Consider the following 24,748-nt stretch of genomic DNA (forward strand, 5'->3'; position numbering starts at 1 on the left):
CCTCGGCCTGCTCGACCGCGTTGCCCCAGTGTTCAAGGGAGAGCATCTGGTAGCCGAAGAGCGGGTGGGGGAAGCGGGAGACGTCGCCGGCCACGAAGACGTCGTCGGTGACGATCCCGTACATGTTGAAGGCCCGGCATCCGGCGTCGCAGGCGATGCCGCGCGGGCCCGCCGCCAGCCCGGACTCGGCCAGCCATTCGACGTTGCGGAGGGCGCCCAGGGCCACGACGCACACGTCGGCGTCGACGCGGCTGCCGTCGGACAGCTGCGCACCGGTGAAGCTTCCGTTGCCGTTCAGGGCGGTGACCGTCACCCCGGTGCGCAGGTCGACGCCGTGGTTGCGCTGCATGACGGCGGCGAGCTTGGACAGGGTGCCGCCGAGCGCACCTACCAGGGGTGCGGGGCCGCGTTCTGCGACGGTCACCTCAAGGCCCAGTTCCCGGCAGGCCGAGGCGATCTCGGAGCCGGTGAAGCCCCCGCCGATCACCAGTACCCGCTCCGGCCTCGCGGCCAGCCGCTCGGCCAGTCCCGCGCCGTCCTCGCGCGTGCGCAGGGTGAACACCCCGTCCAGGGCCCCTTCGTCCGGGTTGGGCCAGGGCCGCGCGCGGGTTCCGGTGGCGATCAGCAGCCGGTCGTACGGCAGCGACTCACCGTCGGCCAGCAGTACCCGTTTCGCCAGCGGGTCCACACCGGTGGCGCGCACGCCGAGGCGCCACTCGGCGTCCGGATCCCGCCGCATCGGCAGCTCGAGGGTGTCCGCCGTCGCCTGGCCCAGCAGCACCTGCTTGGACAGCGGCGGCCGGTCGTAGGGCGCATGGGGCTCGTCCCCGACCACCGTCAGTGAGCCCGTGAACCCTTCCCCGCGCAACGCCTCCGCAGCCCTCAGACCGGCCAGCGACGCGCCGACGATGACGATGCGGCCGTCTTTCAGGTCACCGGGCACCGGTCCTCACCTCTTCCCCGAGGAGGATCGCCTGCACCGGGCACGCCGCCGCAGCCTGGCGCACACGCTCCACCTGGTCGTCCGGCACGGCCGTGGCGTACAGCAGCCCCTCCTCGCCGTGCAGCTCGAACACGTCCGGTGCGAGGAACACGCACTGCGCATAGCCCTGACAGCGTGTGAGGTCGACAACGGTCCGCATCTCCACCACTTCTTCCTCCGTTGTCACGCCCCCCTCATCTCCAGCATGGGGCCAGACCCGGGTGCCTGCACGCCTTGTGCTCGAGAGCCGGGATGGGGGCCAGCACGATGAGAGGGAGATGAATGAATTCCTGGGGAGAACCTTCCAGTTGCTCATCAGCGTTCAGCGGTGACACCTCGACGAAGGAGTGGTGCGCGCCGCAGTCAGCTCGTCCGGGTGACCCGAGTCACTGTCACCGCCCCCTCATTTCCATACGGCGTATGGTTATCCTGGCAGGGCGATTCCATACAACGTATGGAACTGCTTGGCTGATCAACGCCAGACAACGCCAGGCGCCTCACATCGCCCGCAAGCAGCCGTTGGCGCAGATCACACCAACTGGTGCAGATCACACCAACCGGAAGGAAAGATCATGAAGAAGCTCACGAAGCGGATTGCTGTCGCTGTTTCCTCCGTGGCGGTCGCCGGTGTCGCCGTTGTCGGTGCCGGGGGCACCGCTTCGGCCGCGACTACTGCACCCGTGCACGTCCAGCGGTCGGCCGGCGTCAACGCCGCCGACTACCGGTGGGACCACGGTGTCGGCTACCTGATCGAGCAGGGCTATTGCTGGGACGAGAACCGTGGCTGGCACCACGACGACCGTGTCACGGACTCGTCCTGGCACAGCCGCGACGGTCGCTGCTACCGCTGGGACGACGAGGGGCGCGGGTGGAAGTCCGACAGGTCGTACCGGCACAACTGGAACCGCTACGAGCGCGACGGCCGAAACTGGTACCACCACGACCAGTACCGCGGCGACTGCGACTACCTGAGCTGGGACCACTACGGCCGGGACCACGGTGACCAGTGAGACAGGTCCCGCCTGTGCCCATGAGCGGGAGCCGTGCCCCTTGCCTTGATGCCGTCGGCGGCAGGGATGCGACCGCTGGTCAAGGATCAGCGAATCCCTGACCGCCGCCCCGGCGGGCGATTGAGCGAGGCCCTTGAACCTGCCTGTCGGCATCCACCTTGTGCCGCAGGCGCGCGTCGCCCAGCTGCCGCGACGCCACGACTCGCGCGGTCCGCGATGCTATCCGGCGCCCGAGCCCCTGCTGAAGCCCTCTTCCTTCGACGCGTCTTCGTCGCCACGAGCGCCGGGGCGCAGCCGAGGGCAAGGGGGGTGCCTTGGAGTGAACGCCGATGGAGTCTTTGAGGACCGTGGTCCGGGTGGTGACCGCGCAGCTCGTCGTCTCGCGCACCTACTCGCTGCCCCTGTGTATGCGTCTGCGATACGAGCCCGCCGATCCCTATGTCGTTCGTGCCGCCTTCTTCCCACATAGTGACGAGCCTGTCGAATGGGTCCTGGGACGTGCTCTTCTGGCCGATGGTCTGAAAGGTTCCGCAGGTCATGGGGACGTCCGGATCTGGTCGGCCGCCGGCCGCGGCGACCAGGCCATGTACATCGCTCTCGGGTCTCGCGCGGGCACCGCCCTGCTCGAGGTTCCCGTACAGGACGTCAAGGCATTCCTGGAGAGCACGGAGGCTCTGGTGCCACGGGGCACCGAAGCCGGACGCATCGACTGGGACGCCGAACTGGCGTACCTGCTCTCGCCAAGCTGACCACTGACCGTCCGCGCCCAGACAGAAACGGAACGAGTGTCCATGTCCCGGTACCAGCTCCGTGTCTACACGTTGTGCAGCCCTGAGGCGCTCGTCGCCTACGAGAACATCTGGTCCAGGCACATCCCCGGTATGGCGAAGCATCGGATCACCACGCAGGGCATCTGGACGGTGCCGCGGCTCCGGAAGTGAGACGCCCCAGCTGTACGTCCTCGTCTCCTACCATGACGCCGACGACGTGCAGGAGCGACTGCACGCGTACCTGGCCAGCCCGGAATTCCGCGCCGACATGGAGGGCTTCGACCTCAGTCAGATCGTCGGCGTCACCGAAACCGTGCTGACACCCTCCGCCGACTCACCCTTGCGCTGACGGTTCCCGCGCGGCCGGTGCCTCGGCATGGGGTCGGCGTCCAATAACCCTTGTCACGGGGGGAGAATGCCCGGCACAGGACATGAGGTGGCACCGGTGAACAGGAACACGACGAACATGCCCGCGCCGGTGACGAAGAGGGCGGCGAAGGAGGCGCCGCGGTTGCGGTCCAGCAGGACTCGCAGGGGCATCAGCGGATACGGCGCCCTGGTCTGCCACCAGGCGAAGAGGGCCACCAGTACGGCGCCGGCCGCCGGCATGCACCAGGTCGCGGGCGAGCCCCAGCCGTGCGTTTCGGCGTTCGAGAAACCGTAGACCAGGCAGAAGAGGCCAATGGAGGCCAGCAGGGTGCCGGGGACGTCGAGCTCGGAGGACGTGTCGCGCGGGGTGCGGTGCAGCAGGGCCGCCCCACCGACGAACGCCACCACCGCGAAGATCACGTTGACGTACATGGTCCAGCGCCAGTCCAGGTACTGGGTCAGCACACCGCCGAGAATCAGGCCGACGACTCCGCCGGCACCGGCGACCGAGCCCGCCACGGTGAAGGCCTTCGCCCGCTCGCGCGAATCGGTGAAGGTGGTCATCAGGATCGACAGCGCGGACGGGGCCAGCAGGGCGGCGAACAGGCCCTGGACGGCGCGCGCGATGACGAGCGTGGCGAAACCGTTCGCCGCGCCCGCCACCATGGAAGCGGCCGCGAAGCCGACCAACCTCACCAGGAACGTCACCTTCTGCCCGACCAGGTCCGCGACCCTGCCGCCGAGCAGCAGCAGGCTGCCGAAGGCCAGCGCGTAGGCGGTGACCACCCACTGCCGAGAGGCGTCCGAGAAGCCCAGGTCGTGCTGGGCGGACGGCAGGGCGACGTTCACGATGGTGCCGTCGAGGACACCCATCAGCATCGACCTGGATATAACCAGCAGAATCCACCAGAGACGCCGGTGCGACGGGTCGACAGACGCATTCTCAGGTGTGGTCTCGGCGCCGCAAGCGGCGAAGGTGGCGTTCTGGGCCATGGGGGCAGCCCTCCGGACAGCGGATGGGGGATGGAGGAAGAGAGAAAGGAATGGATCGAGAGATCGGGTAGGGCTCATCCGGTACGGGGCGCCACTTCGCGCTCACGGGCGGGAGCACTCGGCGGCGAAGCCGCCTCGCTGAACGCGGGTGATTCAGCTCGACGAGGCCGACGGTCTCCCCCTTCAGGAGGGAGACCAGGAACAAGCCGACGACCATGGTCATTTCACGGTGCAGCGTCGGCATACGGCTGCCGTGTAGAGGCTGGATGTGGAACCACCCCGCCGGGCGGTCTCACCCAATGTGACGGGGGCTCCCGCGTGTCGCAGCCTGACATCGCCCGACTGCGGGGCGCGCCTCAGGCGCCAGTGCCTGGGGCGCAGCGCCTCAGGATGACTGGCTCAGAGGTCGGCGCGCCCGGCCGTCCGGATCGTCGGCGAGCCGGCTTTCCAAGCCCGTGATCAGCGTGTCCATCACGAGGCGGAACATGTGGTCCTGATCAGGGCCCTCAGGGGCTGCATCCGAAGAGCCGGACTCTGCGTCCGCGGCCCCGTCTTCGTCGGCGTCGGGGCCGGGGGGCTTGAGGGTCGACCACTGGTGGAGCGAGCCGTTGAGTTCGGCGGTGAGGACACCGACGACGACGGCGGCGATCAGCGCCGCAATCTCCGGGGCCTCCGACCGCGGTACCCCGGCGGCCGCCACGATCGCCGTGAGCGCGGTCCAGAACGGGTCGTCGGGCTGGTGGCTGAACGAGTAGACCATCAGCTTGGGGTGACGGTGTGCCAGCGTCCGGAAGTCCGTGGCGAGCAGACGGATGCGCTCCTGCCAGGGGGCGTCCTCCAGCGTCACAGTGCGGAACCGGGCGCCGACCCTTCTCGTCACGCCGCGCAGCACGGCTTCCTTGTTCGACACGTGGTGGTACAGCGACATCGGGTTCGCATCGAGCACGGTCGCGAGCTTGCGCATGGTGAGCGACTCGACCCCGTCCGCGTCGATGAGCCGCAGGGCGGCGGCATGGATCCCGGCCTCGGTCAGGGGTACGTCCCTCTTCCTGGTTCCCCGTGGGGGACGCCTCGACTTTTCCATACCACGTACGGTACCAGTGCCATACACCGTATGGAACTGATCTTCGCCACTGCGGTCGCACTTCCGTCCGGGTTGCGCTCTGCTTTCCGTACCGCGTACGGTTTCAATTCCATACGACGTATGTTTCCGGCGGCGCCACGGCATCGACATGCGCAGCGCGCCCTTGCCCGTCCCCTCCACGCAGAGGAGCAAGCCGTGGCGGTACTGGCCGTCGCCGGACAGGGCCGGGCCGGGCCGGGCCCAGAGTGGGCGCCGGTGCGTGAGGGAGCACCGGCGCCCACGGCTTTCCGGCAACCAGAACCCGTGGAGACGGAACCATGCACACGACCGACGCACCGGGCCACACCGTGCAGCGCAGGGATGCTTGCTCGAACCGCCGACGCATTCTCACCACCGCCCGGCAGAAGCTGCGGGATGACCCCGATGCGAGTCTCGACAGCATCGCTCGGGCAGCCGGCGTTGCGCGGCGCACCCTCTACGGACACTTCTCCAGTCGGCAAGCGCTGGTCGCCGACCTGACGCAGGAAGCAGGCCAGGCGATCCACCGGGCGCTCGCCGCAGCCCGTGTCAGAGGTGCTGATCCGCTGGAGGCGATGGCGCGGATGGCCCTGGCGGCATGGTCGGTGGCCGACCAGTACCGCATGCTCATCTCTTTGAGTCGCCGCCATCTGGGAGGGGAGACGGTCCGCATCATTTTGGCACCGGCCCGCGAAGAGGCCATCACAGCCATACGACGTGGCCAGTACGAAGGCGTGTTCGCGAACCATGTCCCCGCGCCTGTCCTCGCCCAGGCGCTGGAAGCACTGATGCTGGCACTCGCCGAGGAGAACGCTGTGTCCACCTGGACGGATCCCACGGGTGAGGCTGCGGCGACCGCGTTCCTCGTCGCCGCCGGCGTAGCACCACAGATCGCATCGCGCCGGATCCGAGCCATGTTGCACGAGCACGAGGTTTCTCCCATGCGGTGACGACATGCCGGAGCGATGCCCGGCTGCGACGGGCGAGCAGGCCCGGCGATCCGGTCGACATCCCGCACAGCGGTTTCCGCACGGTGCACCGTACTGGTGGCCGCCCCGGTCAGGACGCCGTACCGGCTCGTTGACCAGCGTCGATCGAGACGCTGCAGGCGGGAAGTGCCCGTGGCACCCGGTCCCAGTCCGCGTCGGCGCGGAGGCGCGTGCCTGCGGCACGACACTTCCGCGTCTTCACCCTTCCTGTGTCACTGTTTCGCATCTGTTCAGAAATTTCACCCTTGTAGGAGTTCAGTCATGCCTGCCGTTCTCATCCACGGCGTACCCGACACCCACCATGTGTGGGACGGCATCCGCGAGCACCTGACCCGCAGCGACGTGGAGGCTTGGGACCTGCCCGGTTTCGGTTGGCCGCGACCCGAGGGCTTCCACTGCACCAAGGAGGAGTACGTCTCCTGGCTCATCGAGCGGTTGGAGGCACTCGGCGAGCCGGTCGACCTGGTCGGCCACGACTGGGGCTGCCTCCTCACCGCGCGCGTGGCTTCCGTACGGCCGGATCTGATCCGCACATGGGCCGGCAGCAACGGCCCGGTCAGCGCCGAGTACGACTGGCATCCGCTGGCCAAGCTGTGGCAGGACCCCGTCGCGGGCGACCGCTGGGCCGAGGAGTACGACGCCGCCGCGTTCGCCAAGGACCTGACCGACAACCTCCAGATCCCGGCTGAGCCGGCCGAACAGACGGCCCGCCGCGTGGACGAGATCATGCGCGACAGCATCCTCAAGCTCTACCGTTCCGCATTGACCGTCGGTGCGGAGTGGGAACCGGATCTCGCGTACCTGGCCGGACCGTCCCTGGTGTTCTGGGGGGCGTTCGACCCAGTCTGCCCCGTCGAGTTCGGCGAGAAGATGGCCGCGGCCGTACGCGCCACCCGCTTTCTGAGGCTGGACAGCAGCCACTGGACGCCGATCCAGAGGCCGGCCGAGGTCGCCGCCGCCCTCGAGGAACACTGGAGCGCCTCCAGGGGGTGACTGGCGCGCCCCGCCGAGAGCGCCCGTGGGTGCGCGTCGGGCGGCGCTGGCGCCGTACCGCCCGACGCGTACGGGAAGGCTCCCGCACCGCCGTGCACACCGCAGAGGGGGCGGGCGCTCGTGCCGAAGACGGCGAGGGTCTCATTGTGGACGGCGTTGACGTGCGGCTCACCGCACCGAGTACGCCTACGCCCTGCGACAGGGCCGCACTGTTGCGCCACTGCGGTCCGAGTGCTGGATGTGCCGTTCGTGATCTCTCGCATGACGGCGGGCGTTCGCATGACGATGGGCGTCCATCGTCCGGGCCCGCGAGTGTTCGACGACCCAGCAGCGGGGCAACAGGCCGAACCCGGATGTGTCCTTCAGGCGGCCGAGGGTCTTGACGGTGAGGTTGTGATGCTTCTTTGCCGGCGGCGGGTTGCGTCCTGAGAAGTGGTGTATGGGTTCCCATGTGATCCGGGTGGGGCCTTGGCCCCCAGGACGACGTGGGCGAGAGCAACCAAGACGCCGGCGCCGACGGTGAGGGGCGGGGACGTTGACCGGCCGCCGTGCGACGGGCCGCTCCTGCTGCTCGTCCGCGCCGCGCAGGGGTGAGTTCGAAGACGGGGTGCTCTGCGGCGGCCGCGGTGAACGTCTGGGGTGTGGCGTGGGGCGGCAGGGCGAGTGTCCGGCGCAGGACTAGGGAGCGTATTCGGTTGTGATCAAGGGGTCGCTCGTGTGAGGTCCTTGATCCAGATCACGGACGCCCGGAGGTGGAGTCCGGCGAGGTAGCTCCCCGGGGTCTTGTCGTAGCGGGTGGCGATGCCTCGCCATGCCTTCATCCTGTTGATCGCCCGCTCGACGGTGTTCCGTTCCTTGTAGAGCTCGGTGTCGTGACTGACGGGCCTACCGCCTCCGCTGCCCTTCTTCTTCCGGTTGGCGGCTTGGTCCTTCTTCTCCGGGATGACCGCCTTGATACCGCGTTTGCGCAGGTGGGCACGGTTGCCGCGAGACGAGTAAGCCTTGTCTCCGGCGACTGCGTCCGGCCGGGTGCGGGGGCGGCCGACGGGCCCGCGCACCCGCACCTTCTTCAGGACGGGGATGAACTGTGGGCTGTCCGCCGCCTGGCCCGCGGTCAGGATGAACGCCAGCGGGCGGCACTTGCGGTCGGCGGCGAGATGGACCTTGCTGGTCTGCCCGCCCCTGGAGCGTCCGAGGAGGGCGGCCTTCAGCCGGAGTTTCCGCCGCCGCCGGACGCGTCGTCGTTCTTCCCGCGCTGGATCGCTTTCGGTCTCCTGCCCTCTTTGTTCTTCGAGGCCGCCCCCTTTGACCTGGCCGTCTCCTCCTCGACGGCGGCTTTCTCCAGGGCGGTGACGACGTCCTCGTCGAGGTGCATCCCGGCCGCGTCGTGGTGGGCACGGGCGGTGGTGGAGTCGATGCTGACCAGGGACAGGTCCACCTCACCGCGCTTCGCGGCTTCCGCGATCAGGCCCTCCAGCAGGGCCTCGAAGACCCCGGCGTCACGCCACTGCCGGAACCGGTTGTGGACGGTTGACCATGCACCGAACTCTGTCGGCATCTCCCGCCACTGACCGCCCGTCTTGAACCGCCAGATCACGCCCTCGAACTGCTGCCGCAGCCGCTCGGGGTACGGGCCGTACTCGCCGATCGGCAGGTACGGCTCGATGAACTCCCATGCCGGGTCGGTCAGTTGCACTCGCGTCACGTACAACGGTCTACCGGACCAGACCATGCCACGAAGGCACATCCCGCAGATTGATCACGACCCGATACGCGCCCTAAGCCGCCGATGGGCCGGGCCAGCCGGGGCCCCAGGGCCTCCCGCAGTACTGCTGCGGCTTCGTCCTGCGGCAACTCCACCGCGGTGAAGGCGTACTCTCGGCGTGCGCGGGAGACTGATCCCTCGCCGGCCGCGCGGAGGTTGCGCACCCACTGCGCGTCTGCGTCGTGGGTGGCGACGAGCCACCGGCGTCCGTCGTGTTCGAACAGGTCCACCGGGTTGGTGCGCGGCTGGCCGCTCTTGCGGCCGCGCACGGTCAGCATCATCACCGGGCCGAGCCGGACGCCGGAGCGGACCAGGAGCCTGATGGCGCGCGACACCTGGGAGAGCACCGCCCGGTCGAAGCGACTGTGCTGGTGCGGTGCGGCGCCGGTCGGCCTGTTGTGGGCGGCCTTCAGCACGCGGTAGACGATGGCGAGCACAAGCAGCGCCGGCACCCGCCGTGCGGACGACGAAGTACATCGACGCCGCCGTCGCCCAGCTCCGTGCCGAGGGCCACGAGATCCGGGAAGAGGACATCGCCGCTTCACCGCCCAGCTCCCGGCCGCCGGAGCCCTGCGCCCGCTGCGCGACCCGGACCGCGCCGGATGCGGACGAGGACGAGGAAGCCGGGCAGGACTGAGCCGGTGCGGGCGCGGTGCGCCGCTACTGCCCGGCAGCGGCCGGTTCGGCGGTGCGGGCGGGGGTGTCGCGGACGCCGAGGCGTAGGTGCTCGACGTGGTAGAGCGCCTGGTCGAGCAGTTCGGCGACGTGGTTGTCATAGAGGGCGTAGACGATCGACCGTCCGTGGCGTTCGCCGGTGACCAGGCCGAGGTTGCGCAGCAGGCGCAGCTGGTGGGAGCAGGCGGAGGCTTCCATCCCGACGGCTTCGGCGAGGTCGCTGACCGAGCATGGGCCTTCCTGGAGCCGGGCCAGGATGTGCAGCCGCGAGGGCGTGGCCAGGGCCTGGAGGGTGGCTGCGACGTCGACGGTTCCCACCGCGTCGAGGCGCTCGCGCGTGGTGGCGTTGCCGGCACTGTCCGTTCCGTGGCCCATGAGGCCATCATACCCATGACACCTGAAGACCTATTCATACGTTCCTGTATGGTGGAGGTGTTGCCCCAGCCCGCCCGTGAAGGGTTGTTTTTGCCATGTCTTCAGTCCTCGACCAGCGGCCCGCGCCGCCCGTCGCCAGCCCGCGTCCGGTGTCGCCGCGGCGACGGACGAGGGTCCTGGCGCTGCCGGAGGCCTGGTGGGCGCTGGCTGCGCTGGTCCTGTTCCTGATCGCTCTGCCCGTCCACCTGACGGGCGGCCCGGCCTGGCTGTGGGGTGCGCTGTTCGCCGCCACCTACATCACAGGCGGCTGGGAGCCGGGACGGGAGGGGCTGAAGGCCCTCAAGGACAAGACCCTGGACGTGGATCTGCTGATGGTGGTGGCCGCGCTCGGCGCGGCCGCCATCGGCCAGGTCCTCGACGGCGCGCTGCTGATCGTCATCTTCGCCACCTCCGGCGCCCTGGAAGCGGTCGCGACTGCCCGGACCGCCGACTCGGTGCGCGGCCTTCTCGACCTCGCGCCGACCACCGCGACGCGGCTCCTGCCCGGCGGCGGCGAGGAGAGCGTGCCCTCCGACTCCCTCCACGTCGGCGACACGATCCTGGTGCGGCCCGGGGAGCGGATCGGCGCGGACGGCCAGGTGACCGACGGGACCTCCGACGTCGACCAGGCCACCATCACCGGCGAGCCGCTGCCGGTGGCCAAGCAGGCCGGGGACGAGGTCTTCGCCGGCACCGTCAACGGCACGGGCGCGCTGCGGGTACGCGTCGAGCGAGACCCGTCTGACTCGGTGATCGCCCGGATCGTGAAGATGGTCGAGGAAGCCTCCGAGACCAAGGCCCCCACCCAGCTGTTCATCGAGAAGATCGAGCAGCGCTACTCGATCGGCATGGTGATTGCGACCCTCGCCGTATTCGCCGTGCCTCTCGCCTTCGGCGACGGGCTCCAGTCGGCCCTGCTGCGCGCCATGACTTTCATGATCGTGGCCTCGCCGTGCGCGGTCGTGCTCTCCACCATGCCGCCACTGCTGTCCGCCATCGCCAACGCCGGACGGCGCGGTGTGCTGGCCAAGTCGGCCGTCGTCATGGAGCGCCTCGGCCAGATCGACACCGTCGCTCTGGACAAGACCGGCACCCTCACCGAGGGCACCCCGCACGTCACCGACATCCGCCCCCTGCCCGGCACCGGCCTGGACGAGGCCACGCTGCTCGCCCTCGCCGCCGCCGCCGAGCACCCCAGCGAACACCCCCTCGCCCGCGCGGTCGTCGACGCCGCCCGTGGACGAGGCATCCGCCTGTCCGGCGCCGAGGACTTCTCCTCCGTACCCGGCCAGGGCGTCACCGCCACCGTCGGCGGTCGCACCGTCCAGGTCGGCTCCCCCTCCCGCCTGGCAGGCACCGCCGGCGACCCGGCCCGGGCGCTGGTGGGCGAGCTGGAGGACGCCGGGCGCACCGCGGTGGCCGTCCTGCAAGACGGCACGGTCGTAGGGGTGCTGGGCATCGCCGACCGGCTGCGGCCCGACGCGGCGGCGACCGTGGCCGCGCTCACCGAGCTGACCGGCTGCACCCCCGTCCTCCTGACGGGCGACAACGAACGCGCCGCCCGCCACCTGGCCGCCGAGGTCGGCATCACCGACGTCCGCGCCGGACTCCTCCCGCAGGACAAGGTCGCCGCGGTCAAGCAGTGGGAGGCCGAAGGGCGCCGGACACTGGTGGTCGGCGACGGCGTCAACGACGCCCCCGCGCTGGCCGCCGCCCACTCCGGGATCGCGATGGGCAAGGCCGGCTCCGACCTCGCCCTGGAGACCGCCGACGCCGTCGTCGTCCGCGACGAACTGGCCACCATCCCGGCCATCGTGCAGCTTTCCCGCACCGCCCGCCGCCTCGTCGTCCAGAACCTCGTCATCGCCGGCGCGTTCATCATCGTCCTGGTCGCCTGGGACCTGATCGGCACCCTCCCCCTGCCCCTCGGCGTCGCCGGCCACGAAGGCTCCACTGTCATCGTCGGCCTCAACGGCCTGCGCCTGCTGCGCGAAGCAGCCTGGCCCCGCATCGGCAAGGACACCGCGTGAGCAAACGCACCCGCCGTGCGGCCCCCGCCCCGGGCGCCGCACGGCCCACCGTCACTGTCTGCCGCGGCTGCTGCTGCGGCAGCCCCAAGATCCCCGGCCTCGACCACACCGCACAGCTCCGCGACCTGCGTCAGGCCCTCGACAACGCCGCGACCGTACGCGTCACCGACTGCCTCGACGCGTGCGAGCGCGCCAACGTCATCGTCGTCCAGCCCTCGGCGGCCGGCCGCAAGAACGGCGGACGCCCCGTCTGGCTCGGCCTCGTGAACGACCCCGAGGCCACCACCGACATCACCACCTGGGTCCGAGACGGCGGCCCCGGCCTCGCCGACCCGCCCGACATCCTGGACCTCTACACCTTCCGCCCCTCCCGGCGCGTTCAGGCCGAACTCCACGACGACGCATGAAGGAGCCTGCCTGTCGGCAAACGATCGTTTGCCGACACGGAAGATCGGTCTGATGCATGACCGGATCAGCCTGGGTGTGTTCGGCGGTTGCTCAACTGTTTGAGTGTCGAGCGGGTGCTGCCTGTGGTGTTGGTGCTTGCGCCGGGCGTGAGGCGGTCGTGTCGTCTCCTTCTTGGTGGGCCGGGCGCCGGGGCAGCCGCGACGCGGGCAGCAGGCCGAGAGCGACGAGTGCGGCCAGGATCAGCAGTGTGGAGTTCATGGTTGAAGCAGCCGTGCCGGCTGCGCTGGCCGCGACGGCGATGCCGAGGGTCGGCCCGATATTCATGGCGGTCTGCTTGAGTCCGCTGACGACCCCGGCGTACCCGGGCGGCGCGTCACCGACGACGGTCCCGGTGGCGGTGACCATCACGGTGGCGAACCCGGCACCGATGGCGGCGAAGGCTGCAGCCACGGCCATCCATGTGCTGGCGGAACCGAGCCGGGACAGCCCCGCGATGCCGACCACGACGAGGACCGTACCGGCGATCGCGGTGCGGCGCGCACCGTACCGGCGTAGTGCGGCAACCGCCGCAGGTGAGCCGAGGACCATGAGCACGGTCAGCGGGAGTACCCGCAGACCGCTGTCGAGTGGGTCGAGTCGAAGTACGTCCTGGAGGTAGAAGGTGGCCCTGAACAGCGCGCCGAACAGGCCGGCGGTGGTGACCAGCAGGATCGCCATCGACGCGGTCACCGGTACGGACCGCGCCACGGCCGGCGGAACGATCGGGTGGGTGGTGCGGCGTTCGTGGCAGGTGAGCACCGTTGCGACGCCGATGACGGCGAGGCATTCGAGCAGCGTCAGCGCGGCGGTCCATCCCCGCGCGGGTACATCGGCCAAGGCGTGGACCAGGATGGCGAGCGCGACCGCTAGCAGGCCCGCGCTGGTGAGGTTGAGCCGTGGAGAGTTGGCACGTTGAGGTGCCGACCTCCGTACGGCGAGGGCGAGGACGGCGATGACGAACGCGAGGGGCACGTTGACCCAGAAGACGGCGCGCCATCCCAGATGAGCCACGAGAACACCGCCCAGGAGCGGACCGGACCCTGCCGCCACCGCGATCGCACTGGTGCGGATGGCGATCGGCTTGCCGAGCCGGTCCGCGGGATACGCCAGCCGTAGCAGCGCGAGCGTCGCAGGTTGCAGGAACGCGGCGAACCCGCCCTGCACCGCGCGCAGGACGATCACCCAGCCGACGGCCGGCGCGAGCGCGATCCCGGCCGAGGCGGCCCCGAAACCGAGGACGCCGACGAACAGCAGGCGCGGGTGCCCGTGCCGATCTCCGAGGCGCCCGGCGATCACGAGTAATGCGGCCGCGGCGACCAGATAGCCGGTGCTCGTCCACTGGATCTGCGCCACGCTCGCGCCGAGATCACGCTGCATGCCGGGCTGCGCCATGAGCAGGATGGTTCCGTCCAGTGCGACGATCACCGCGCCGACCACGCTGACCAGAAGTGCAATCTGCCGCTGTGCGGGTGTGGTCATGAGGTCACCGGGCCGAGGTGGGCGTCCAGAACTGCCGCGATGAGCCGGTCGCGTTGGTTGTCGTCGGGGTCGCCGTCCAGCGGTGGGGCGCCGAGGGCGAGTTGCAAGCTGCCCCAGGCCCACAGCTGGGCGATGCCGTGCAGGTTTGACCACAGAGCGGCGGCGGTCACCGCAGGCGGCGGTCCGGCCTCGTTCGGCTCGTCGGCGCGTCGCGCGGCATCCCGCTCCGATCGGCATCGGGCGACGAGTCCGGTGAAGTGTCCGAACAGCGGGAGGGTCGACTCGCGCAGCCTCGGTTGGTCTGATGCCTGCGCCGCGCCGTCGAGCAGGTCGTGCCGCCACATGAGTTCGAACATGCCGCGGCGTTCCAGTGCGTACCCGACGTACGCCCGCGCAAGAGCCTCCAACTGGCCGCGCGGTGTGCTCGTGCCGGCGACCGCGACCTCGAACATGGCTGCGAGATCCTCGAAGCCGCGACGGCCGATAGCCGAGAGCAGCGCGTGGTGCGTGGGGAAGTACCGACGCGGCGCCCCGTGCGACACCCCCGCTCGACGGGCTATTTCCCGCAGACCCACGGACGCGGAGCCCTCGGACAGCACAAGGTCGACCCCGACATCGATCAACCGCTCCCGAAGGGAGCTCCCATCAGTCATAGACGGTGTCTACCATGCATTCGTAGACACTGTCTACTCATTGGCGTGAGTGATCATTCTGCTCAGCGGGTGGCGGGGGCCGCCTCGGCTCACTCGCTCACGGCGGCACGCTGACCGGGAATGGTCACGCCTGACAGGTCGAGGCGCTTGTTCATGTCGAGGCGGAACGTGCCGTACGGGTTGATGTTCGACCAGAACAGCGCGGTCAGCCCACGCCGGTCCTCGTCGCTCAGCTTCTTCGCCCAGGCCGGCTCGGCGAGTACCCGCTGAAGCAGCAGGGTGTTGATATGTACGAGACTGCTCTGGAGCAGGTGCGGGGCGAGCATCGAGGTCTCGGCGTGTTCCTTGTCCGGGCCGGTCAGGGCGCCGTCCTTGCCGTAGTGCAGGACGGTGTTCGCGCTGTTCCAGTTCTCCACGACCTGGAGCCCGCCGTGGACCTCTCGACGCAGGCCGGGGCTGGCCAGGTAGTTACTGGCTTCGGCTCGTCAGGGTGAACTTCGGCGAAGTCCCTGATGGGTCTGGGGTGGTGGCCGTATCCCTTGCTGTGTGAGATACGCGGATGGGGGCGGGCTGACGGCTGCGGGACGCAAGCGTCGGGAGACCGTGCGGATGCAGGCGGCCGAGCTGTTCGAGCAGCAGATCAGCCGATGGAGGTGGCACGGCGCCTGCGGGTGAGCCCGAAGTCGACCTACCAGTGGCACCAGTTGTGGCGGGACGGTGGTGTGCAGGCTTTGGCCTCCCGGGGTCCGAGCGGTTCGCGGTGCCGTCTGTCCCGGCACTGTCTTCAGAAGCTGGCGGTGTATCTGGAGCAGGGGCCGGCCGCGCACGGCTGGGTGGAGGACCAGGTGTGGACCGCGGCGCGGGTGGCCACGCTGATCGGCAGGAAGTTTCACGTCTCCTACAGCGTCTCGGGGGCCACTCGGTTGATGCACCGGCTCGGCTTCAGTCCGCAGGTCCCCGCGCGGCGGGTTGCCGAGCGCGACGAGCGGGCCGTCACCGCGTAGAAGGAGGCGACCTGGGCCGAGGTAAAAGTGCCCGGGCGGCCTGCGGGGGCTACATCTGCTTCGAGGACGAGGCAGGTTTCACCCGCCGGCCACCCAGGGGACGCACCTGGGGCCGACGCGGAGTGACTCCGCAGGTGACGGTGAGCGGTCGGCGCTCGGGACGCCTGTCCGTGGCCGGGCTGATCGCCGTGCGGCCCCACTCCCGGACCCGGTTGTGCCCACCGCCCGCGCACCCACCGGGCGGGCAAAGGTAAGCGTCGCAGCATGGACGAGCGGGACTTCATCGCGCTGGTCGACGGCGTCCATCAGCTCGTCAAGGCGCCCATCGTGCTGGTGTGGGACCGCCTGAACACCCACGTCTCCCGCGCCATGGGCGAGCTGATCGCCGAGCGTGAGTGGCTGACGGTGTTCCTCCTGCCCACCTACTCACCCGACCTCAACCCGGTCGAGTGGGTATGGGCGCATGTCAAACGCAGCCTGGCCAACCTCGCCGTCGTCGCCCTCGACCGGCTCGAAGCACTCGTACGCAACCGGCTCAAGCGCCTTCAGTACCGGCCCGGCACCCTCGGCGGCTTCATACCCGGCACCGGCCTGACCCTCGACGACCCAGCATCACCTTGACGAGCCGAAGTCAGTACCTGGCCGACCGTCGCCCCGAACTCACCGAACGCGAGCGTGCAGCACTGGCCAGTCTGGGCTGGGAAGTCCGCCGACGCCGCGGCTATGCCCCGGACCGGGTCGAGTGGCGGGCGATCTCCCGTCCGCTCCGCCCGCTCGACGACGCACGAGCCGCGCTTCGGTGGTGCCCGGACACGCCCTCCCACCGCCGTGTCGACGGTCGCGTAATTCGGCTCTGGCGAAGATCTTGTGATGCCACTCGCTTGAGCTGGGCATATACCGGGTGTGCGGTTCAGGGGGTTTGGGGCGGTTGCTGCCGCATTTAGCTGATGTGGTGGTGGAGTCGGTCGAGCGGACGGCGGGGGCGGTCACGTTACGTGCGTCCAGTCAGTCACTCCCGGCGAGATGCACGGCGTGCGGGATGCCGTCGTGGCGAGTGCACGGTCGCTACGCCCGTCGGCTGGCCGACGCTCCGCTGGGCGGTGCGTCCGTCGTGATCGAGTTGGCGGTGCGCCGGTTCAAATGCCTCAACTCCCATTGCCCGGCGGTGACGCTCGCTGAGCAGGTCCCCGGGCTGACCAGCCCGCATGCCCGCTACACCCCGCTGTTACGAAGCGCGCTTGCATCGATCGCGCTGTGCCTGGCGGGCCGCCCGGGCGCTCGTCTGGCTGCGGCGTTGAAGATCCGGGTCGCCAAGGACACGCTCTTGAATCTCCTGCGCGCGATACCGGACCCGCCTCCCTCAGAAGTCCGTGTCCTGGGCGTCGACGACTTCGCTCTGCGCAAGGGCGATACCTATGCCACCCTCCTGGTCGATCTGGAGGCCCGCCAGCCGCTCGACGTACTTGCCGGCCGGAACGCCGAGCCGCTGGCCGCATGGCTGCGCGGCCACCCAGAGGTGGAGATCATCTGCCGTGACCGGGCCGGCGCCTACGCCGAGGGGGCTCGTTCCGGAGCCCCGCAGGCACAGCAGATCGCGGACGGCTGGCATCTGTGGCGCAACCTCGCCGAGGCCGTGAAGAAAACGGTCGGCGCCCACCATCCCTGCATCCGGGCCGCGTTCGCCTTGCCCCCGGTCACCGAAAAAGCATCCGAGGAGGCCCTGGTCACCGCGGCGCCACCGGTGGAGGTCGTGCCGTTCCTCCCGCCCGATGGCACGCTCGACGTCACGGGGAAACCGCGGAGGCTGGTCGCCCGTACGACCGAGCGGTACGAGGCGGTCCAGCAGAGGCTGTCCGCAGGGATGTCGCTGGCCGCGATCCGCCGCGAGCTACGGCTGGACCACTCGACCGTGCGGCGCTTCGCCCGCGCCCAGAGCCTTGACGAACTCCTGGTCAAGGCGGTCAACCGGAACTCGATCCTGGACGCCTACAAGCCCTACCTGCACCGACGGTGGAACGAGGGCTACCACGACATTCACCAACTCCACCGCGAACTGCGCGAGCAGGGCTTCAGCGGCGACATCCAGTGCGTCCGCCGTTACTTCCGCCCCTTCAAGAAGCCCCATAGCCCCAGGCCGAGGCAGCCGCCAGCACCTCCTCCCGCACCGCGGCCGGCACCGAAGCCTCGCCGAATCGTGCGCTGGATCATGACGACCCCTGGGCACCTCGCCGACGCCGACACGGCAGAACTCAAAGAGATCAGAGCCGCCTGCCCGCACCTCGACGCCGTCGCGCGGCACGTCCGCGACTTCGCCGACATGATGCGTGATCTGCGTGGCGACCTGCTGCCCGCCTGGATGGACCGCGTCCTGGCCGACGACCTGCCCGCGCTGCACTCCCTGGTCGCCGGGCTCCGCCGGGACCAGGACGCCGTCGTCGCTGGTCTGTCCACTGCCTGGAGCTCCGGGCAGGTCGAAGGCCAGGTGACGAGAGTCAAGCTGATCAAGCGGAAGGGCTACGGCCGGGCCAACCTCGACCTCCTCCGGCGGCGCGTCCTCAGCAGCCCGTGAGTGCCAGACGGAGGTCAGTACCAACGGCTGAACGCAGCAGCACCGGATCCGGCCTCTGCGGCGTATCGAATAACCCGCAGGGGGGCGTCGATGAGTTCCGCCACCGCATCGCTGTCGGGTGTGTCGCCGCCCATCGCGGTCATCCAGTCGGTAATCCGGGAGAGGGCGGTGCCTCGCTGCGCGTCGGACATGAGCAGGGCTTCCTCAGCCCGAGGCAGAGCGGCCCGAACCTCGTCGGCGGGAAGCAGAAAGTTCCCGAACCAGCCGGGGAGCATCGCCGATCGTTGAGCGCCAAGGCCGTAGTACAGGGCCGCAACCGGGTTAGCCTTTCGGGCAGTCGCAACGAAGAGACCAGCGCCAACTGCCTCGGGCATCAACGTCATACTCGCGTCCTGCATCGCGTCCGTGGCCGCGGTGGACACGTTGGCGTCCTCAATGAAGTCCGCGAATCGATGGGCGACCGACGTGGGCACCAAGGAGCCGGAAGGACCCACGGAACGCTCGAAAAACGCCTCTTCCTCGCCGCCGTTCAACCACCAGGCCAGCGCCTGGCTGAAATCTCGCGGCTTGTCCCAGTCGCCGGGCCCTATGAGATGGACGTAACGGTTCGGAAGTTCCCGAGCCTCCGCGTCAGGGATGACGCCGACCACCCACGCACCTGTCGAGCTCACCGTCACCCCTCTCAGCCTGCGGGCAACTCTATCCGCCTGGCTGATCGGCATCACAAGATCCACAGAGCCCGTAATTCCCCACGATCTGCGTGATCAGCTTCACGCAATTCGGCTCTGTCGCTGATCTTGTGACGCAGGTGTCGACGGCCAAGATCTTTTCCCCAGGTACGGCCCCGGGCTGCCTGAGCCTCGCGCGCCCACGCGCCCGGCACGTCCCGGGGGCGGGGGCGGGGCGACGGCCGTACTGAGGACTGCGGCCGGGGCGCAGGTCGCAGTCGATGAGGTTACGAACCCTCCGTGAACGCGGTGGCGTGGTCGGCGGCCCACTGGCGAAACGTTCGCGGCGCCGTTCCGAGGATGTCGGCCACCGCAGTGGTGGTGTACGCGGGCTGTCCGACCGCGGCGCTCCACGCGGCGAGCAGCATGTCGACGACCACGCTGGGCGCCGTAGCCTCCAACAAACTTCGGAACTCGTCCGGTGTCATCTCCTCGAATGCGATGCGGCGCTTCAGGGCGTCACCGATGACGTCCACCTGCGCGGCTTGGGTCAGTGATTCGGGGCCCGTAAGGACGTAGTCGCCTCCGGCGTATCCGTCCTGATAGAGCGTCCGCGCCGCGACGGCTGCGACGTCGCGGTCGTCGACCGGTGCCGTCTCGGCAGCGCCGTAAGGCCACCGGACGACCTCGCCGGCCCGGATCGCGGGTGCCCACCAGGCCAGCGAGTTCGACGCGAGCATCCCCGGCCGGATGACAGTCGACTCGAGTCCGGTGGCCGCGATGAGCCGCTCGATGTCGGCGTGCAGCACCGCCATGGGATTGGGCTGCTGGAAGAAGGGATGCGGCGTCTGGTGCGGGGAGGAGAGGAAGACGACCCGCCGCACGTGGGCTGCCAGCCGCTCGACGGCTGCCGCGGCGGTCTGAGGTGGGGCGGTCCAGACGAGGAAGACCGCACCGGCGCCATTCAATGCCGGGTCGAGTGACTCGGGCGCGGTGAGGTCGCCGGTGAAGACCTCGACCTTCGCCGGCAGCGTCGCCGCCGCCTCGGCGCGATGGGTGAGGGCGCGGACCGGTACGCCCGCGTCGAGGAGTTGGTCGATGACAACGCGGCCGACCCGGCCTGTCGCCCCGGTTACGAGCACGGGATGAACGTCTGTCTGATTCACGCCACCCATGAAAACGTTACTCGGTTAAAAACACAACCTGGTAATGAATGTTACGGTGGTCAGATGAGCGAGCCGACGGGACTGCGGGCCCGCAAGAAGGAGCGGACGCGCGACGCCATTGGCGACGCGGCCGTCTCACTGTTCCTGGAGCGCGGCTTCGACTGCGTCTCGGTCAACGACATCGCCGCGGCGGCCGAGATCTCCAAGCCGACCCTCTTCCGGTACTTCCCCACCAAGGAAGACCTGGTGCTGCACCGGTTTGCGGACCATCAGGGCGAGGCGGCACGCGTCGTACGTGACCGCAGGTCCGGCATCAAGCCGGTGACGGCGCTGCACCGGCACTTCCGGGCCGGTCTCGATCGGTACGACCCCGTCACCGGCCTCAACGATCATCCCGAGGTGGTGGCGTTCCACCGGCTGGTGTTCACCACACCGAGCCTGGCGGGACGGCTCACGCAGTACCAGCTCGAGGACGAGGAAGCACTGGCGGACGCCCTCGGCGAAGGCATCCAGGCACGCCTGCGAGCCGCCCAGGTACTCGCGGTCCAACGAGTGCTCGCCCGGACCAACTGGCAGAAGATCGCCGACGGTCGAACCGCCCACGACGTCCACCCCGAGGCCGTAGCCGACGCCGACCAGGCATTCAACCAGCTACGGTGACAGGCGGCGCTCCCGGTCGAAGAAGGCTCCGCGGCCCGGTGCACGCGTGGCCGCGGGCCCGGTCAGGCCGCTTCCGCGGATGCTGGTGGCCACCGCCTCGTCGGAGATACGTCGTCGGTGGGGGATCTGAACTGGTAGTCACGGAAGGTGAGGGGGGCGCGGCCAGACAGCTCCCCGTCAGGTGGACGCCGGTGGGGGATCCGAACTGGCCACAGACACACAGGCGGGTCAGGGCGGAAGTAGCACGCGCTTGCGGAGGAAGTCGAGATTGGCTCGCCCGAATTCCTGCCTTTTGATTAGTTTCGTCCTTGTGACGTGTCCTTCTACCTGGCCGGAACTCCAGGGAGTGGAGAGCCCGGCAGTGACAGCGTCGATGTCGCGGCTCAGCCCGTTGACCAGGGAGTGAAGGGCAGGGAGGTCGTCGGCGAGGACGCGCTCCATCCAGGCGGGTAATTGATCGTCCTGCAGCTCGCGCATCATGGTGGCGAAGTCGCGAAGGTGGTGGGTGACGGCATCGAGTTCGGAGCAGCTGGTCCGGACTTCCTTGAGGCCGGCGGCATCATAGGCGGTCAGGTTGCCGAGGTCGGTCATGATCCAGCGGACGATGCGGCGGGGCCGTGGAGCTGGGCGGTGCGAGGGTGACGCGGCGGTGGCTGCCTTGAAGGGGCGGAGGTAATGCTGGACTGTCTGGATGCTTCCGGCGAAGCCCATGGCGACGATCTCCTGGTAGAGCTGGGCACTGTTCTGGCAGCCCTCAATCCACCGCTGGTGGAGGTAGGGCCTCTACTTGTCCAGGATGGTGGAGCGGTTCGTCGCTTTGACCAGCAGTTCGTCGATGCTGGTGGCGCGGGCGAAGCGGCGCACGGTGGACCGGTCCAGCCGCAGTGTCCGGCAGATCTCCTCCAGCGTGCTGCCGTCGTCCAGGGGTTGTTGCACGGCGGTGTAGCGTTCCCTGGTCCGGGTCACCAGTCGGCCGGTCTCCTCCGCTGACCGTCGGCGGTCAGCCGGCGCCACCGTGATCAGGTCGTGGTCTTGGGCTGCGGCTCGCCGCCTTGGGCGCGCAGTTGCTCGTTGATGCGCTGGGCTTCTTCGAGCTGGTCTTCGAGGACGACGATGCGGCACGCGGCCTCGATAGGGGTGCCCTGGTCGACGAGTTCGCGGGCGCGGGCGGCGATGCGCAGCTGGTAGCGGGAGTAGCGGCGGTGGCCGCCTTCGGAGCGCAGGGGGTTGATCAGGCGGTGTTCGCCGAGGGCGCGGAGGAAGGCGGGGGTGGTCCCGAGCATCTCGGCGGCGCGGCCCATGGTGTAGGCGGGATAGTCGTCGTCATCGAGAGGGGTGACGGGGCGGGTACCGCGAGGGGGCATAGACCTCTTCTTCCAAGGACGCGTCGGGGGGCCCGAGTACCGTGTCGGCACCCGGGCCCCGAGCTTGTTACACCATCTACCGGCAGACTGCACCGGCCTTCTTTGGTCCGCAGGTTCCGCCTGGGAGGCGGGGCTGCGGGGATCGCGGATGCGTGACCGGGGACCACCTTCCAATCCGGGGCCTGCGGTACCCGGGCGGACTGCTTCCTCGCCCGGGCGATCCTGATGGCGTCTCGCTCCTTACCTTCGGTTGCTCCGTCGTACTGCTGGTACCGCGGGTACTGCTGGCGGCCCCATGGGCCGCTTCCTGCTTGGCCTGCTTGCACGGCCGTTTCGTGTCTGCCGCGCCCTCTTCGACTTCCTTGGTACGACAAAACAGTAACCTCGCGATGAGGCAATGTCTACCGCCACCGCGATAGATTTTCTGAAAGGGTGATCCGCGGCTTCTCTCGCACAAACATGCGGAAGAGTGCTGTACCGGGTTGAGTCGACTCGGTGGGCACCGCACGAGCCGGGCGCCACAAGTGATCATCGGAGGCCGCTCCCCCACCGCCCCGGATCATGGCGCCCGAGCCGATCGGTGACGGCCGAGCTCGGCCGTGACGCCCGCAGCCTTCCGGGTAGGGTTCGGGTCAACGCCTGCCGTCCGTAGAGCCGCCTCGGGTGCTGTCCCAGCACGGGAATGGTCCGCGGATCCGACGTCACATGGTCACCACAGCCACACGCCAAGGGCGACGACAGCAATGCCGATCGCGACGATCGTCGGCCCGATCGTGTGACCGGCCCACTTCCTTCGGCCTACGAGGTCCCGCATACCGATGGACATGGCTCCACCGACAAGGACGATCAAGCACCCCGCGAGCACGACGAGCGCCGCAAAGAAGGGAACCCAGCCGGGGTCGTAGTTCGGGTTGTTGTGCGCGACCCCGGCAAGGATCATGCCCCCCAACTCACCGTGCACGAATCGCTCGCTCGCCTTCTTGGTGTCCTTGACGAGGTTCTGGGCATCCGACTCGATGCCGGAGCCCGCCGCGTAGACCGCCGTGTCGAGGCCGGTGCCGGCGGAGTTCTTGTATGCGGCGTCGGCGAGGCTGCCCCTGTCGCTGAGGTTCTCGCCGCCGAGGCTGCCGGCTCCTCCATCTGATGGAAGTGGGCGTCGTTGGCGGCGTTTCCGCTCGCTCCGGTCAGCGCGTTCGTCGCCGCGTCCCAACCGATGGTCGCGCCGTCCTGGTGGTTCCATACGTCAGCCGTGAGGCCGCCGCTGATGTTGCCCAGCGCGCCGTTGCCGGCGCTGCCGACCCGGCCCTCGCCGCCGAGGACCTTGCCGACCGCGCCCGTCAGACGGGCGCCCCCGGCCGGCGTCCCGCCGCCTGCGGTGAATGCGGCCGTGCCCAGGGCCTCCTTGGCGCCGGTGGAAAAATCCTGGCCAACCGTGATCGGCTGCCCATTCAGCGCCTGGTTGAGCATCATGCTGCCCGAGTCCGCCACGAAATCGGGGACGAAACTCTCCGCACCCTTCTTGAGGAACTTGGCGGCGAACTCGGCCGGCTTCGCCAGCCTCGCAGCCCCCGCCTCGTTGAGCGCACCGAAGCGCTCCAGCAGGGCCGCCACCTTTTCAGCGGCCGAGGTGAAGAGCTTCACCAGGTCGACGATCCTGGCGACCCGCGCGGCCACGGCCGTGTTCGCGACGAGGTCGGAGAGGAAACCGGTGAAGAAGGACAGCGCCGTGCCGGCCACCTCCATCTCGGCGATCTCGACACAGATGTCGATGACCTCCTCGTTGATCTTGTCGATCTCGTCGGCGTACGCCCGCAGCCCGTCGGCCACCTGGTGGAAGTTGTGCGCGACGTCGTCGATGACGCGCTTCTGCTCCGCCCAGTGCCTCTCGAAGGCATCGCGGGCCTCACCTGCCAGCCCTGCTTGTCGACGCCCTCGACAGCGACGTCAAGGGCGTGCACGACCTCGGTCAGCTCGTCGCCCATGGTGTCCCAGGCACGGGCGACCGAGCGGAGCGTGTCGCCGTCACCACCAGGAAGCTCCACCCCGCAGGCCTCGAGGATCTCCAGAACTTGCCGTCGATCCAGCCGTTGATGCTCACGCCGGGCCTCCCGCCGGCTGGGTCGCGGCACGGAGGTGGTCCACGGCGGTCCGGTCCGAGTCCTTGTAGTGGGCGGCGTTGAGACGCAGCCGGTCGCCGTCACTGGTGAGCACGCCGGGCAGGTGCCCGAGTGCCTTGACGGTGCTGTCCAGCAGCATCTGGTACTTCTGCGCCGCACCGTCGCAGGCGCCGAGCAGGCCGAAGGCTTCTCCGACCTCGGACACGGTCGCCGCGAAGTCGTCGACCGGGTTCGCCAGGCCCTTCGCTTCCCTGTCGAACTTCCCGGCGAGGTCGGTCGGCGTGTCGGGGTCGACACCGAACTGGCTCATCCTGCTTCCCCCGTCGTCGCGTACGTGAACAGACCAGCAGTACTGGAGGGAGTGATCCGCCGGGAAGGGTGGTTCGCGGCCAGGACTTGAGTGATCTTCATCCGCCGCCCAACGGGACCGCAGTGCTGATTGGGGGGGCGAACGGCTCCCGGTTCATGCCTGGTGTCGGACGACAAACCGATTTCGAGCAACATCGATCCACTCACCGTTGTCAGTTCT

27 protein-coding genes and 4 pseudogenes are annotated in these 24,748 nt (G+C 69.2%); 12 read left to right on the forward strand and 19 right to left on the reverse strand.

Translation table 11 applies throughout. The features are described 5' to 3' along the window. Window positions 1–943, reverse strand: a 943-nt coding sequence (locus AC5WS8_RS00005; protein WP_496101136.1) for an NAD(P)/FAD-dependent oxidoreductase, incomplete at its 3' end; no start/stop codon positions are given. Next, window positions 933–1,142 carry a ferredoxin gene (locus AC5WS8_RS00010; protein WP_496101902.1) on the reverse strand — a complete coding sequence of 70 codons (210 nt, stop codon included), beginning with the start codon at window positions 1,140–1,142 and terminating at the stop codon, window positions 933–935. The genes AC5WS8_RS00005 and AC5WS8_RS00010, both read right to left, overlap by 11 nt. Window positions 1,143–1,554: 412 nt before the next feature. Here AC5WS8_RS00010 and AC5WS8_RS00015 point away from each other — a divergent pair, with 412 nt between their 5' ends. The 4 genes from AC5WS8_RS00015 to AC5WS8_RS00030 all read left to right on the forward strand — a co-directional run bounded on the left by AC5WS8_RS00015 (window position 1,555) and on the right by AC5WS8_RS00030 (window position 3,111). Then, the gene (locus AC5WS8_RS00015; RefSeq protein ID WP_496101137.1) at window positions 1,555–1,992 is read left to right on the forward strand and encodes a hypothetical protein; all 438 of its coding nucleotides are present in this window, start codon (window positions 1,555–1,557) and stop codon (window positions 1,990–1,992) included. Window positions 1,993–2,321: 329 nt separating this feature from the next. After that, a complete protein-coding gene (locus AC5WS8_RS00020; protein WP_496101138.1) occupies window positions 2,322–2,741 on the forward strand; it encodes an SsgA family sporulation/cell division regulator in 420 nt (139 codons plus the stop codon). A gap of 42 nt (window positions 2,742–2,783) precedes the next feature. Further along, window positions 2,784–2,933 (forward strand): NIPSNAP family protein, encoded by a 150-nt coding sequence (locus tag AC5WS8_RS00025; RefSeq protein WP_496101139.1) that lies wholly within the window; start codon window positions 2,784–2,786, stop codon window positions 2,931–2,933. Window positions 2,934–2,979: 46 nt separating this feature from the next. Next, on the forward strand, window positions 2,980–3,111 hold the full coding sequence (locus AC5WS8_RS00030; RefSeq protein WP_496101140.1) for an NIPSNAP family protein: 132 nt from the start codon (window positions 2,980–2,982) through the stop codon (window positions 3,109–3,111). Between the two features lie 98 nt (window positions 3,112–3,209). On the opposite strand, the pseudogene AC5WS8_RS00035 reads toward AC5WS8_RS00030, so the two are convergent. Both AC5WS8_RS00035 and AC5WS8_RS00040 read right to left on the reverse strand, forming a co-directional pair. Next, window positions 3,210–4,124 (reverse strand): annotated as a pseudogene (locus tag AC5WS8_RS00035) (MFS transporter); the annotation flags it as partial. Between the two features lie 385 nt (window positions 4,125–4,509). Further along, complete coding sequence (locus tag AC5WS8_RS00040) at window positions 4,510–5,208, reverse strand: TetR/AcrR family transcriptional regulator (protein WP_496101141.1); 699 nt, start codon at window positions 5,206–5,208, stop codon at window positions 4,510–4,512. Between the two features lie 317 nt (window positions 5,209–5,525). On the opposite strand from AC5WS8_RS00040, the gene AC5WS8_RS00045 reads away from it, so the two are divergent. Together AC5WS8_RS00045 and AC5WS8_RS00050 are read left to right on the forward strand one after the other, a co-directional pair. Then, window positions 5,526–6,176, forward strand: a complete 651-nt coding sequence (locus AC5WS8_RS00045) for a TetR/AcrR family transcriptional regulator (RefSeq protein ID WP_496101142.1) — start codon at window positions 5,526–5,528, stop codon at window positions 6,174–6,176. Window positions 6,177–6,476: 300 nt separating this feature from the next. Then, window positions 6,477–7,208, forward strand: coding sequence for an alpha/beta fold hydrolase (locus AC5WS8_RS00050; RefSeq protein ID WP_496101143.1), 732 nt, complete (start codon window positions 6,477–6,479; stop codon window positions 7,206–7,208). 225 nt (window positions 7,209–7,433) lie between these two features. Here AC5WS8_RS00050 and AC5WS8_RS00055 read toward each other — a convergent pair. From AC5WS8_RS00055 to AC5WS8_RS00065, 3 genes and pseudogenes are all read right to left on the reverse strand, one after another. After that, window positions 7,434–7,619 (reverse strand): annotated as a pseudogene (locus AC5WS8_RS00055) (hypothetical protein); the annotation flags it as partial. A 290-nt stretch (window positions 7,620–7,909) separates the two neighbouring features. Then, a pseudogene (locus tag AC5WS8_RS00060) lies at window positions 7,910–8,913 on the reverse strand (IS5 family transposase). After that, complete coding sequence (locus AC5WS8_RS00065) at window positions 8,910–9,425, reverse strand: nitroreductase family deazaflavin-dependent oxidoreductase (RefSeq protein WP_496101144.1); 516 nt, start codon at window positions 9,423–9,425, stop codon at window positions 8,910–8,912. The pseudogene AC5WS8_RS00060 and the gene AC5WS8_RS00065 overlap by 4 nt, the downstream one beginning before the upstream one ends. Before the next feature lie 5 nt (window positions 9,426–9,430). On the opposite strand from AC5WS8_RS00065, the gene AC5WS8_RS00070 reads away from it, so the two are divergent. After that, complete coding sequence (locus tag AC5WS8_RS00070) at window positions 9,431–9,610, forward strand: hypothetical protein (RefSeq protein WP_496101950.1); 180 nt, start codon at window positions 9,431–9,433, stop codon at window positions 9,608–9,610. 23 nt (window positions 9,611–9,633) lie between these two features. Here AC5WS8_RS00070 and AC5WS8_RS00075 read toward each other — a convergent pair whose 3' ends face one another. After that, the gene (locus AC5WS8_RS00075) at window positions 9,634–10,023 is read right to left on the reverse strand and encodes an ArsR/SmtB family transcription factor (protein WP_496101145.1); all 390 of its coding nucleotides are present in this window, start codon (window positions 10,021–10,023) and stop codon (window positions 9,634–9,636) included. Window positions 10,024–10,118: 95 nt separating this feature from the next. Between AC5WS8_RS00075 and AC5WS8_RS00080 the strand changes: the two genes are divergently transcribed. Next, window positions 10,119–12,092: a heavy metal translocating P-type ATPase gene (locus tag AC5WS8_RS00080; protein WP_496101146.1), complete on the forward strand. Its 1,974-nt coding sequence runs from the start codon at window positions 10,119–10,121 to the stop codon at window positions 12,090–12,092. Next, complete coding sequence (locus AC5WS8_RS00085) at window positions 12,089–12,499, forward strand: (2Fe-2S) ferredoxin domain-containing protein (RefSeq protein ID WP_496101147.1); 411 nt, start codon at window positions 12,089–12,091, stop codon at window positions 12,497–12,499. Before AC5WS8_RS00080 ends, AC5WS8_RS00085 begins: the two co-directional genes overlap by 4 nt. A 91-nt stretch (window positions 12,500–12,590) precedes the next feature. On the opposite strand, the gene AC5WS8_RS00090 is transcribed toward AC5WS8_RS00085, so the two are convergent. The 3 genes from AC5WS8_RS00090 to AC5WS8_RS00100 form a co-directional block, all read right to left on the reverse strand. Beyond that, entirely contained in the window at window positions 12,591–14,018 is a 1,428-nt protein-coding gene (locus AC5WS8_RS00090; protein ID WP_496101148.1) for an MFS transporter, read from the reverse strand. Next, the gene (locus AC5WS8_RS00095; protein WP_496101149.1) at window positions 14,015–14,671 is read right to left on the reverse strand and encodes a TetR/AcrR family transcriptional regulator; all 657 of its coding nucleotides are present in this window, start codon (window positions 14,669–14,671) and stop codon (window positions 14,015–14,017) included. Before AC5WS8_RS00095 ends, AC5WS8_RS00090 begins: the two co-directional genes overlap by 4 nt. An 89-nt stretch (window positions 14,672–14,760) precedes the next feature. Beyond that, on the reverse strand, window positions 14,761–15,135 hold the full coding sequence (locus tag AC5WS8_RS00100; protein WP_496101903.1) for a Tn3 family transposase: 375 nt from the start codon (window positions 15,133–15,135) through the stop codon (window positions 14,761–14,763). Window positions 15,136–15,217: 82 nt separating this feature from the next. On the opposite strand from AC5WS8_RS00100, the pseudogene AC5WS8_RS00105 reads away from it, so the two are divergent. Both AC5WS8_RS00105 and AC5WS8_RS00110 read left to right on the forward strand, forming a co-directional pair. Then, window positions 15,218–16,296: pseudogene (locus AC5WS8_RS00105) on the forward strand (IS630 family transposase). Window positions 16,297–16,630: 334 nt separating this feature from the next. Further along, complete coding sequence (locus AC5WS8_RS00110; RefSeq protein WP_496101904.1) at window positions 16,631–18,244, forward strand: ISL3 family transposase; 1,614 nt, start codon at window positions 16,631–16,633, stop codon at window positions 18,242–18,244. Window positions 18,245–18,258: 14 nt separating this feature from the next. Here the strand turns inward: AC5WS8_RS00110 and AC5WS8_RS00115 are convergent, their stop codons facing one another. Both AC5WS8_RS00115 and AC5WS8_RS00120 read right to left on the reverse strand, forming a co-directional pair. Beyond that, window positions 18,259–18,966 (reverse strand): hypothetical protein, encoded by a 708-nt coding sequence (locus AC5WS8_RS00115; RefSeq protein ID WP_496101150.1) that lies wholly within the window; start codon window positions 18,964–18,966, stop codon window positions 18,259–18,261. Between the two features lie 233 nt (window positions 18,967–19,199). Beyond that, window positions 19,200–20,054, reverse strand: a complete 855-nt coding sequence (locus tag AC5WS8_RS00120; protein WP_496101151.1) for an NAD(P)H-binding protein — start codon at window positions 20,052–20,054, stop codon at window positions 19,200–19,202. Between the two features lie 87 nt (window positions 20,055–20,141). On the opposite strand from AC5WS8_RS00120, the gene AC5WS8_RS00125 reads away from it, so the two are divergent. Then, window positions 20,142–20,738, forward strand: a complete 597-nt coding sequence (locus AC5WS8_RS00125) for a TetR/AcrR family transcriptional regulator (protein WP_496101152.1) — start codon at window positions 20,142–20,144, stop codon at window positions 20,736–20,738. Window positions 20,739–20,966: 228 nt separating this feature from the next. Here the strand turns inward: AC5WS8_RS00125 and AC5WS8_RS00130 are convergent, their stop codons facing one another. The 6 genes from AC5WS8_RS00130 to AC5WS8_RS00155 form a co-directional block, all read right to left on the reverse strand. Next, window positions 20,967–21,449: a transposase gene (locus AC5WS8_RS00130; protein ID WP_496101153.1), complete on the reverse strand. Its 483-nt coding sequence runs from the start codon at window positions 21,447–21,449 to the stop codon at window positions 20,967–20,969. A 72-nt stretch (window positions 21,450–21,521) separates the two neighbouring features. Further along, entirely contained in the window at window positions 21,522–21,704 is a 183-nt protein-coding gene (locus AC5WS8_RS00135; protein ID WP_496101154.1) for a helix-turn-helix domain-containing protein, read from the reverse strand. A gap of 53 nt (window positions 21,705–21,757) precedes the next feature. Next, on the reverse strand, window positions 21,758–22,102 hold the full coding sequence (locus tag AC5WS8_RS00140; RefSeq protein ID WP_496101155.1) for a MerR family transcriptional regulator: 345 nt from the start codon (window positions 22,100–22,102) through the stop codon (window positions 21,758–21,760). 709 nt (window positions 22,103–22,811) lie between these two features. Continuing rightward, window positions 22,812–23,042: a hypothetical protein gene (locus AC5WS8_RS00145; protein WP_496101156.1), complete on the reverse strand. Its 231-nt coding sequence runs from the start codon at window positions 23,040–23,042 to the stop codon at window positions 22,812–22,814. Then, window positions 23,039–23,929: a hypothetical protein gene (locus AC5WS8_RS00150; protein WP_496101157.1), complete on the reverse strand. Its 891-nt coding sequence runs from the start codon at window positions 23,927–23,929 to the stop codon at window positions 23,039–23,041. The genes AC5WS8_RS00145 and AC5WS8_RS00150 overlap by 4 nt, the downstream gene beginning before the upstream one ends. Window positions 23,930–24,196: 267 nt before the next feature. Continuing rightward, on the reverse strand, window positions 24,197–24,529 hold the full coding sequence (locus AC5WS8_RS00155) for a WXG100 family type VII secretion target (RefSeq protein ID WP_496101158.1): 333 nt from the start codon (window positions 24,527–24,529) through the stop codon (window positions 24,197–24,199). Window positions 24,530–24,748 lie beyond the last annotated feature (219 nt).

This window comes from Streptomyces sp. PTL18 (assembly GCF_059510295.1).

What these genes read in the sequence shown, in the direction of transcription:
- AC5WS8_RS00010 (WP_496101902.1), bottom strand. Translation starts at nt 1,142, where the DNA reads ATGCGGACCGTTGTCGACCTCACACGCTGTCAGGGCTATGCGCAGTGC.
- AC5WS8_RS00015 (WP_496101137.1), top strand. Translation starts at nt 1,555, where the DNA reads ATGAAGAAGCTCACGAAGCGGATTGCTGTCGCTGTTTCCTCCGTGGCG.
- AC5WS8_RS00020 (WP_496101138.1), top strand. Translation starts at nt 2,322, where the DNA reads ATGGAGTCTTTGAGGACCGTGGTCCGGGTGGTGACCGCGCAGCTCGTC.
- AC5WS8_RS00025 (WP_496101139.1), top strand. Translation starts at nt 2,784, where the DNA reads ATGTCCCGGTACCAGCTCCGTGTCTACACGTTGTGCAGCCCTGAGGCG.
- AC5WS8_RS00040 (WP_496101141.1), bottom strand. Translation starts at nt 5,208, where the DNA reads ATGGAAAAGTCGAGGCGTCCCCCACGGGGAACCAGGAAGAGGGACGTA.
- AC5WS8_RS00045 (WP_496101142.1), top strand. Translation starts at nt 5,526, where the DNA reads ATGCACACGACCGACGCACCGGGCCACACCGTGCAGCGCAGGGATGCT.
- AC5WS8_RS00050 (WP_496101143.1), top strand. Translation starts at nt 6,477, where the DNA reads ATGCCTGCCGTTCTCATCCACGGCGTACCCGACACCCACCATGTGTGG.
- AC5WS8_RS00075 (WP_496101145.1), bottom strand. Translation starts at nt 10,023, where the DNA reads ATGGGCCACGGAACGGACAGTGCCGGCAACGCCACCACGCGCGAGCGC.
- AC5WS8_RS00080 (WP_496101146.1), top strand. Translation starts at nt 10,119, where the DNA reads ATGTCTTCAGTCCTCGACCAGCGGCCCGCGCCGCCCGTCGCCAGCCCG.
- AC5WS8_RS00090 (WP_496101148.1), bottom strand. Translation starts at nt 14,018, where the DNA reads ATGACCACACCCGCACAGCGGCAGATTGCACTTCTGGTCAGCGTGGTC.
- AC5WS8_RS00095 (WP_496101149.1), bottom strand. Translation starts at nt 14,671, where the DNA reads ATGACTGATGGGAGCTCCCTTCGGGAGCGGTTGATCGATGTCGGGGTC.
- AC5WS8_RS00115 (WP_496101150.1), bottom strand. Translation starts at nt 18,966, where the DNA reads ATGCCGATCAGCCAGGCGGATAGAGTTGCCCGCAGGCTGAGAGGGGTG.
- AC5WS8_RS00125 (WP_496101152.1), top strand. Translation starts at nt 20,142, where the DNA reads ATGAGCGAGCCGACGGGACTGCGGGCCCGCAAGAAGGAGCGGACGCGC.
- AC5WS8_RS00130 (WP_496101153.1), bottom strand. Translation starts at nt 21,449, where the DNA reads ATGGGCTTCGCCGGAAGCATCCAGACAGTCCAGCATTACCTCCGCCCC.
- AC5WS8_RS00140 (WP_496101155.1), bottom strand. Translation starts at nt 22,102, where the DNA reads ATGCCCCCTCGCGGTACCCGCCCCGTCACCCCTCTCGATGACGACGAC.
- AC5WS8_RS00145 (WP_496101156.1), bottom strand. Translation starts at nt 23,042, where the DNA reads ATGATCCTTGCCGGGGTCGCGCACAACAACCCGAACTACGACCCCGGC.
- AC5WS8_RS00155 (WP_496101158.1), bottom strand. Translation starts at nt 24,529, where the DNA reads ATGAGCCAGTTCGGTGTCGACCCCGACACGCCGACCGACCTCGCCGGG.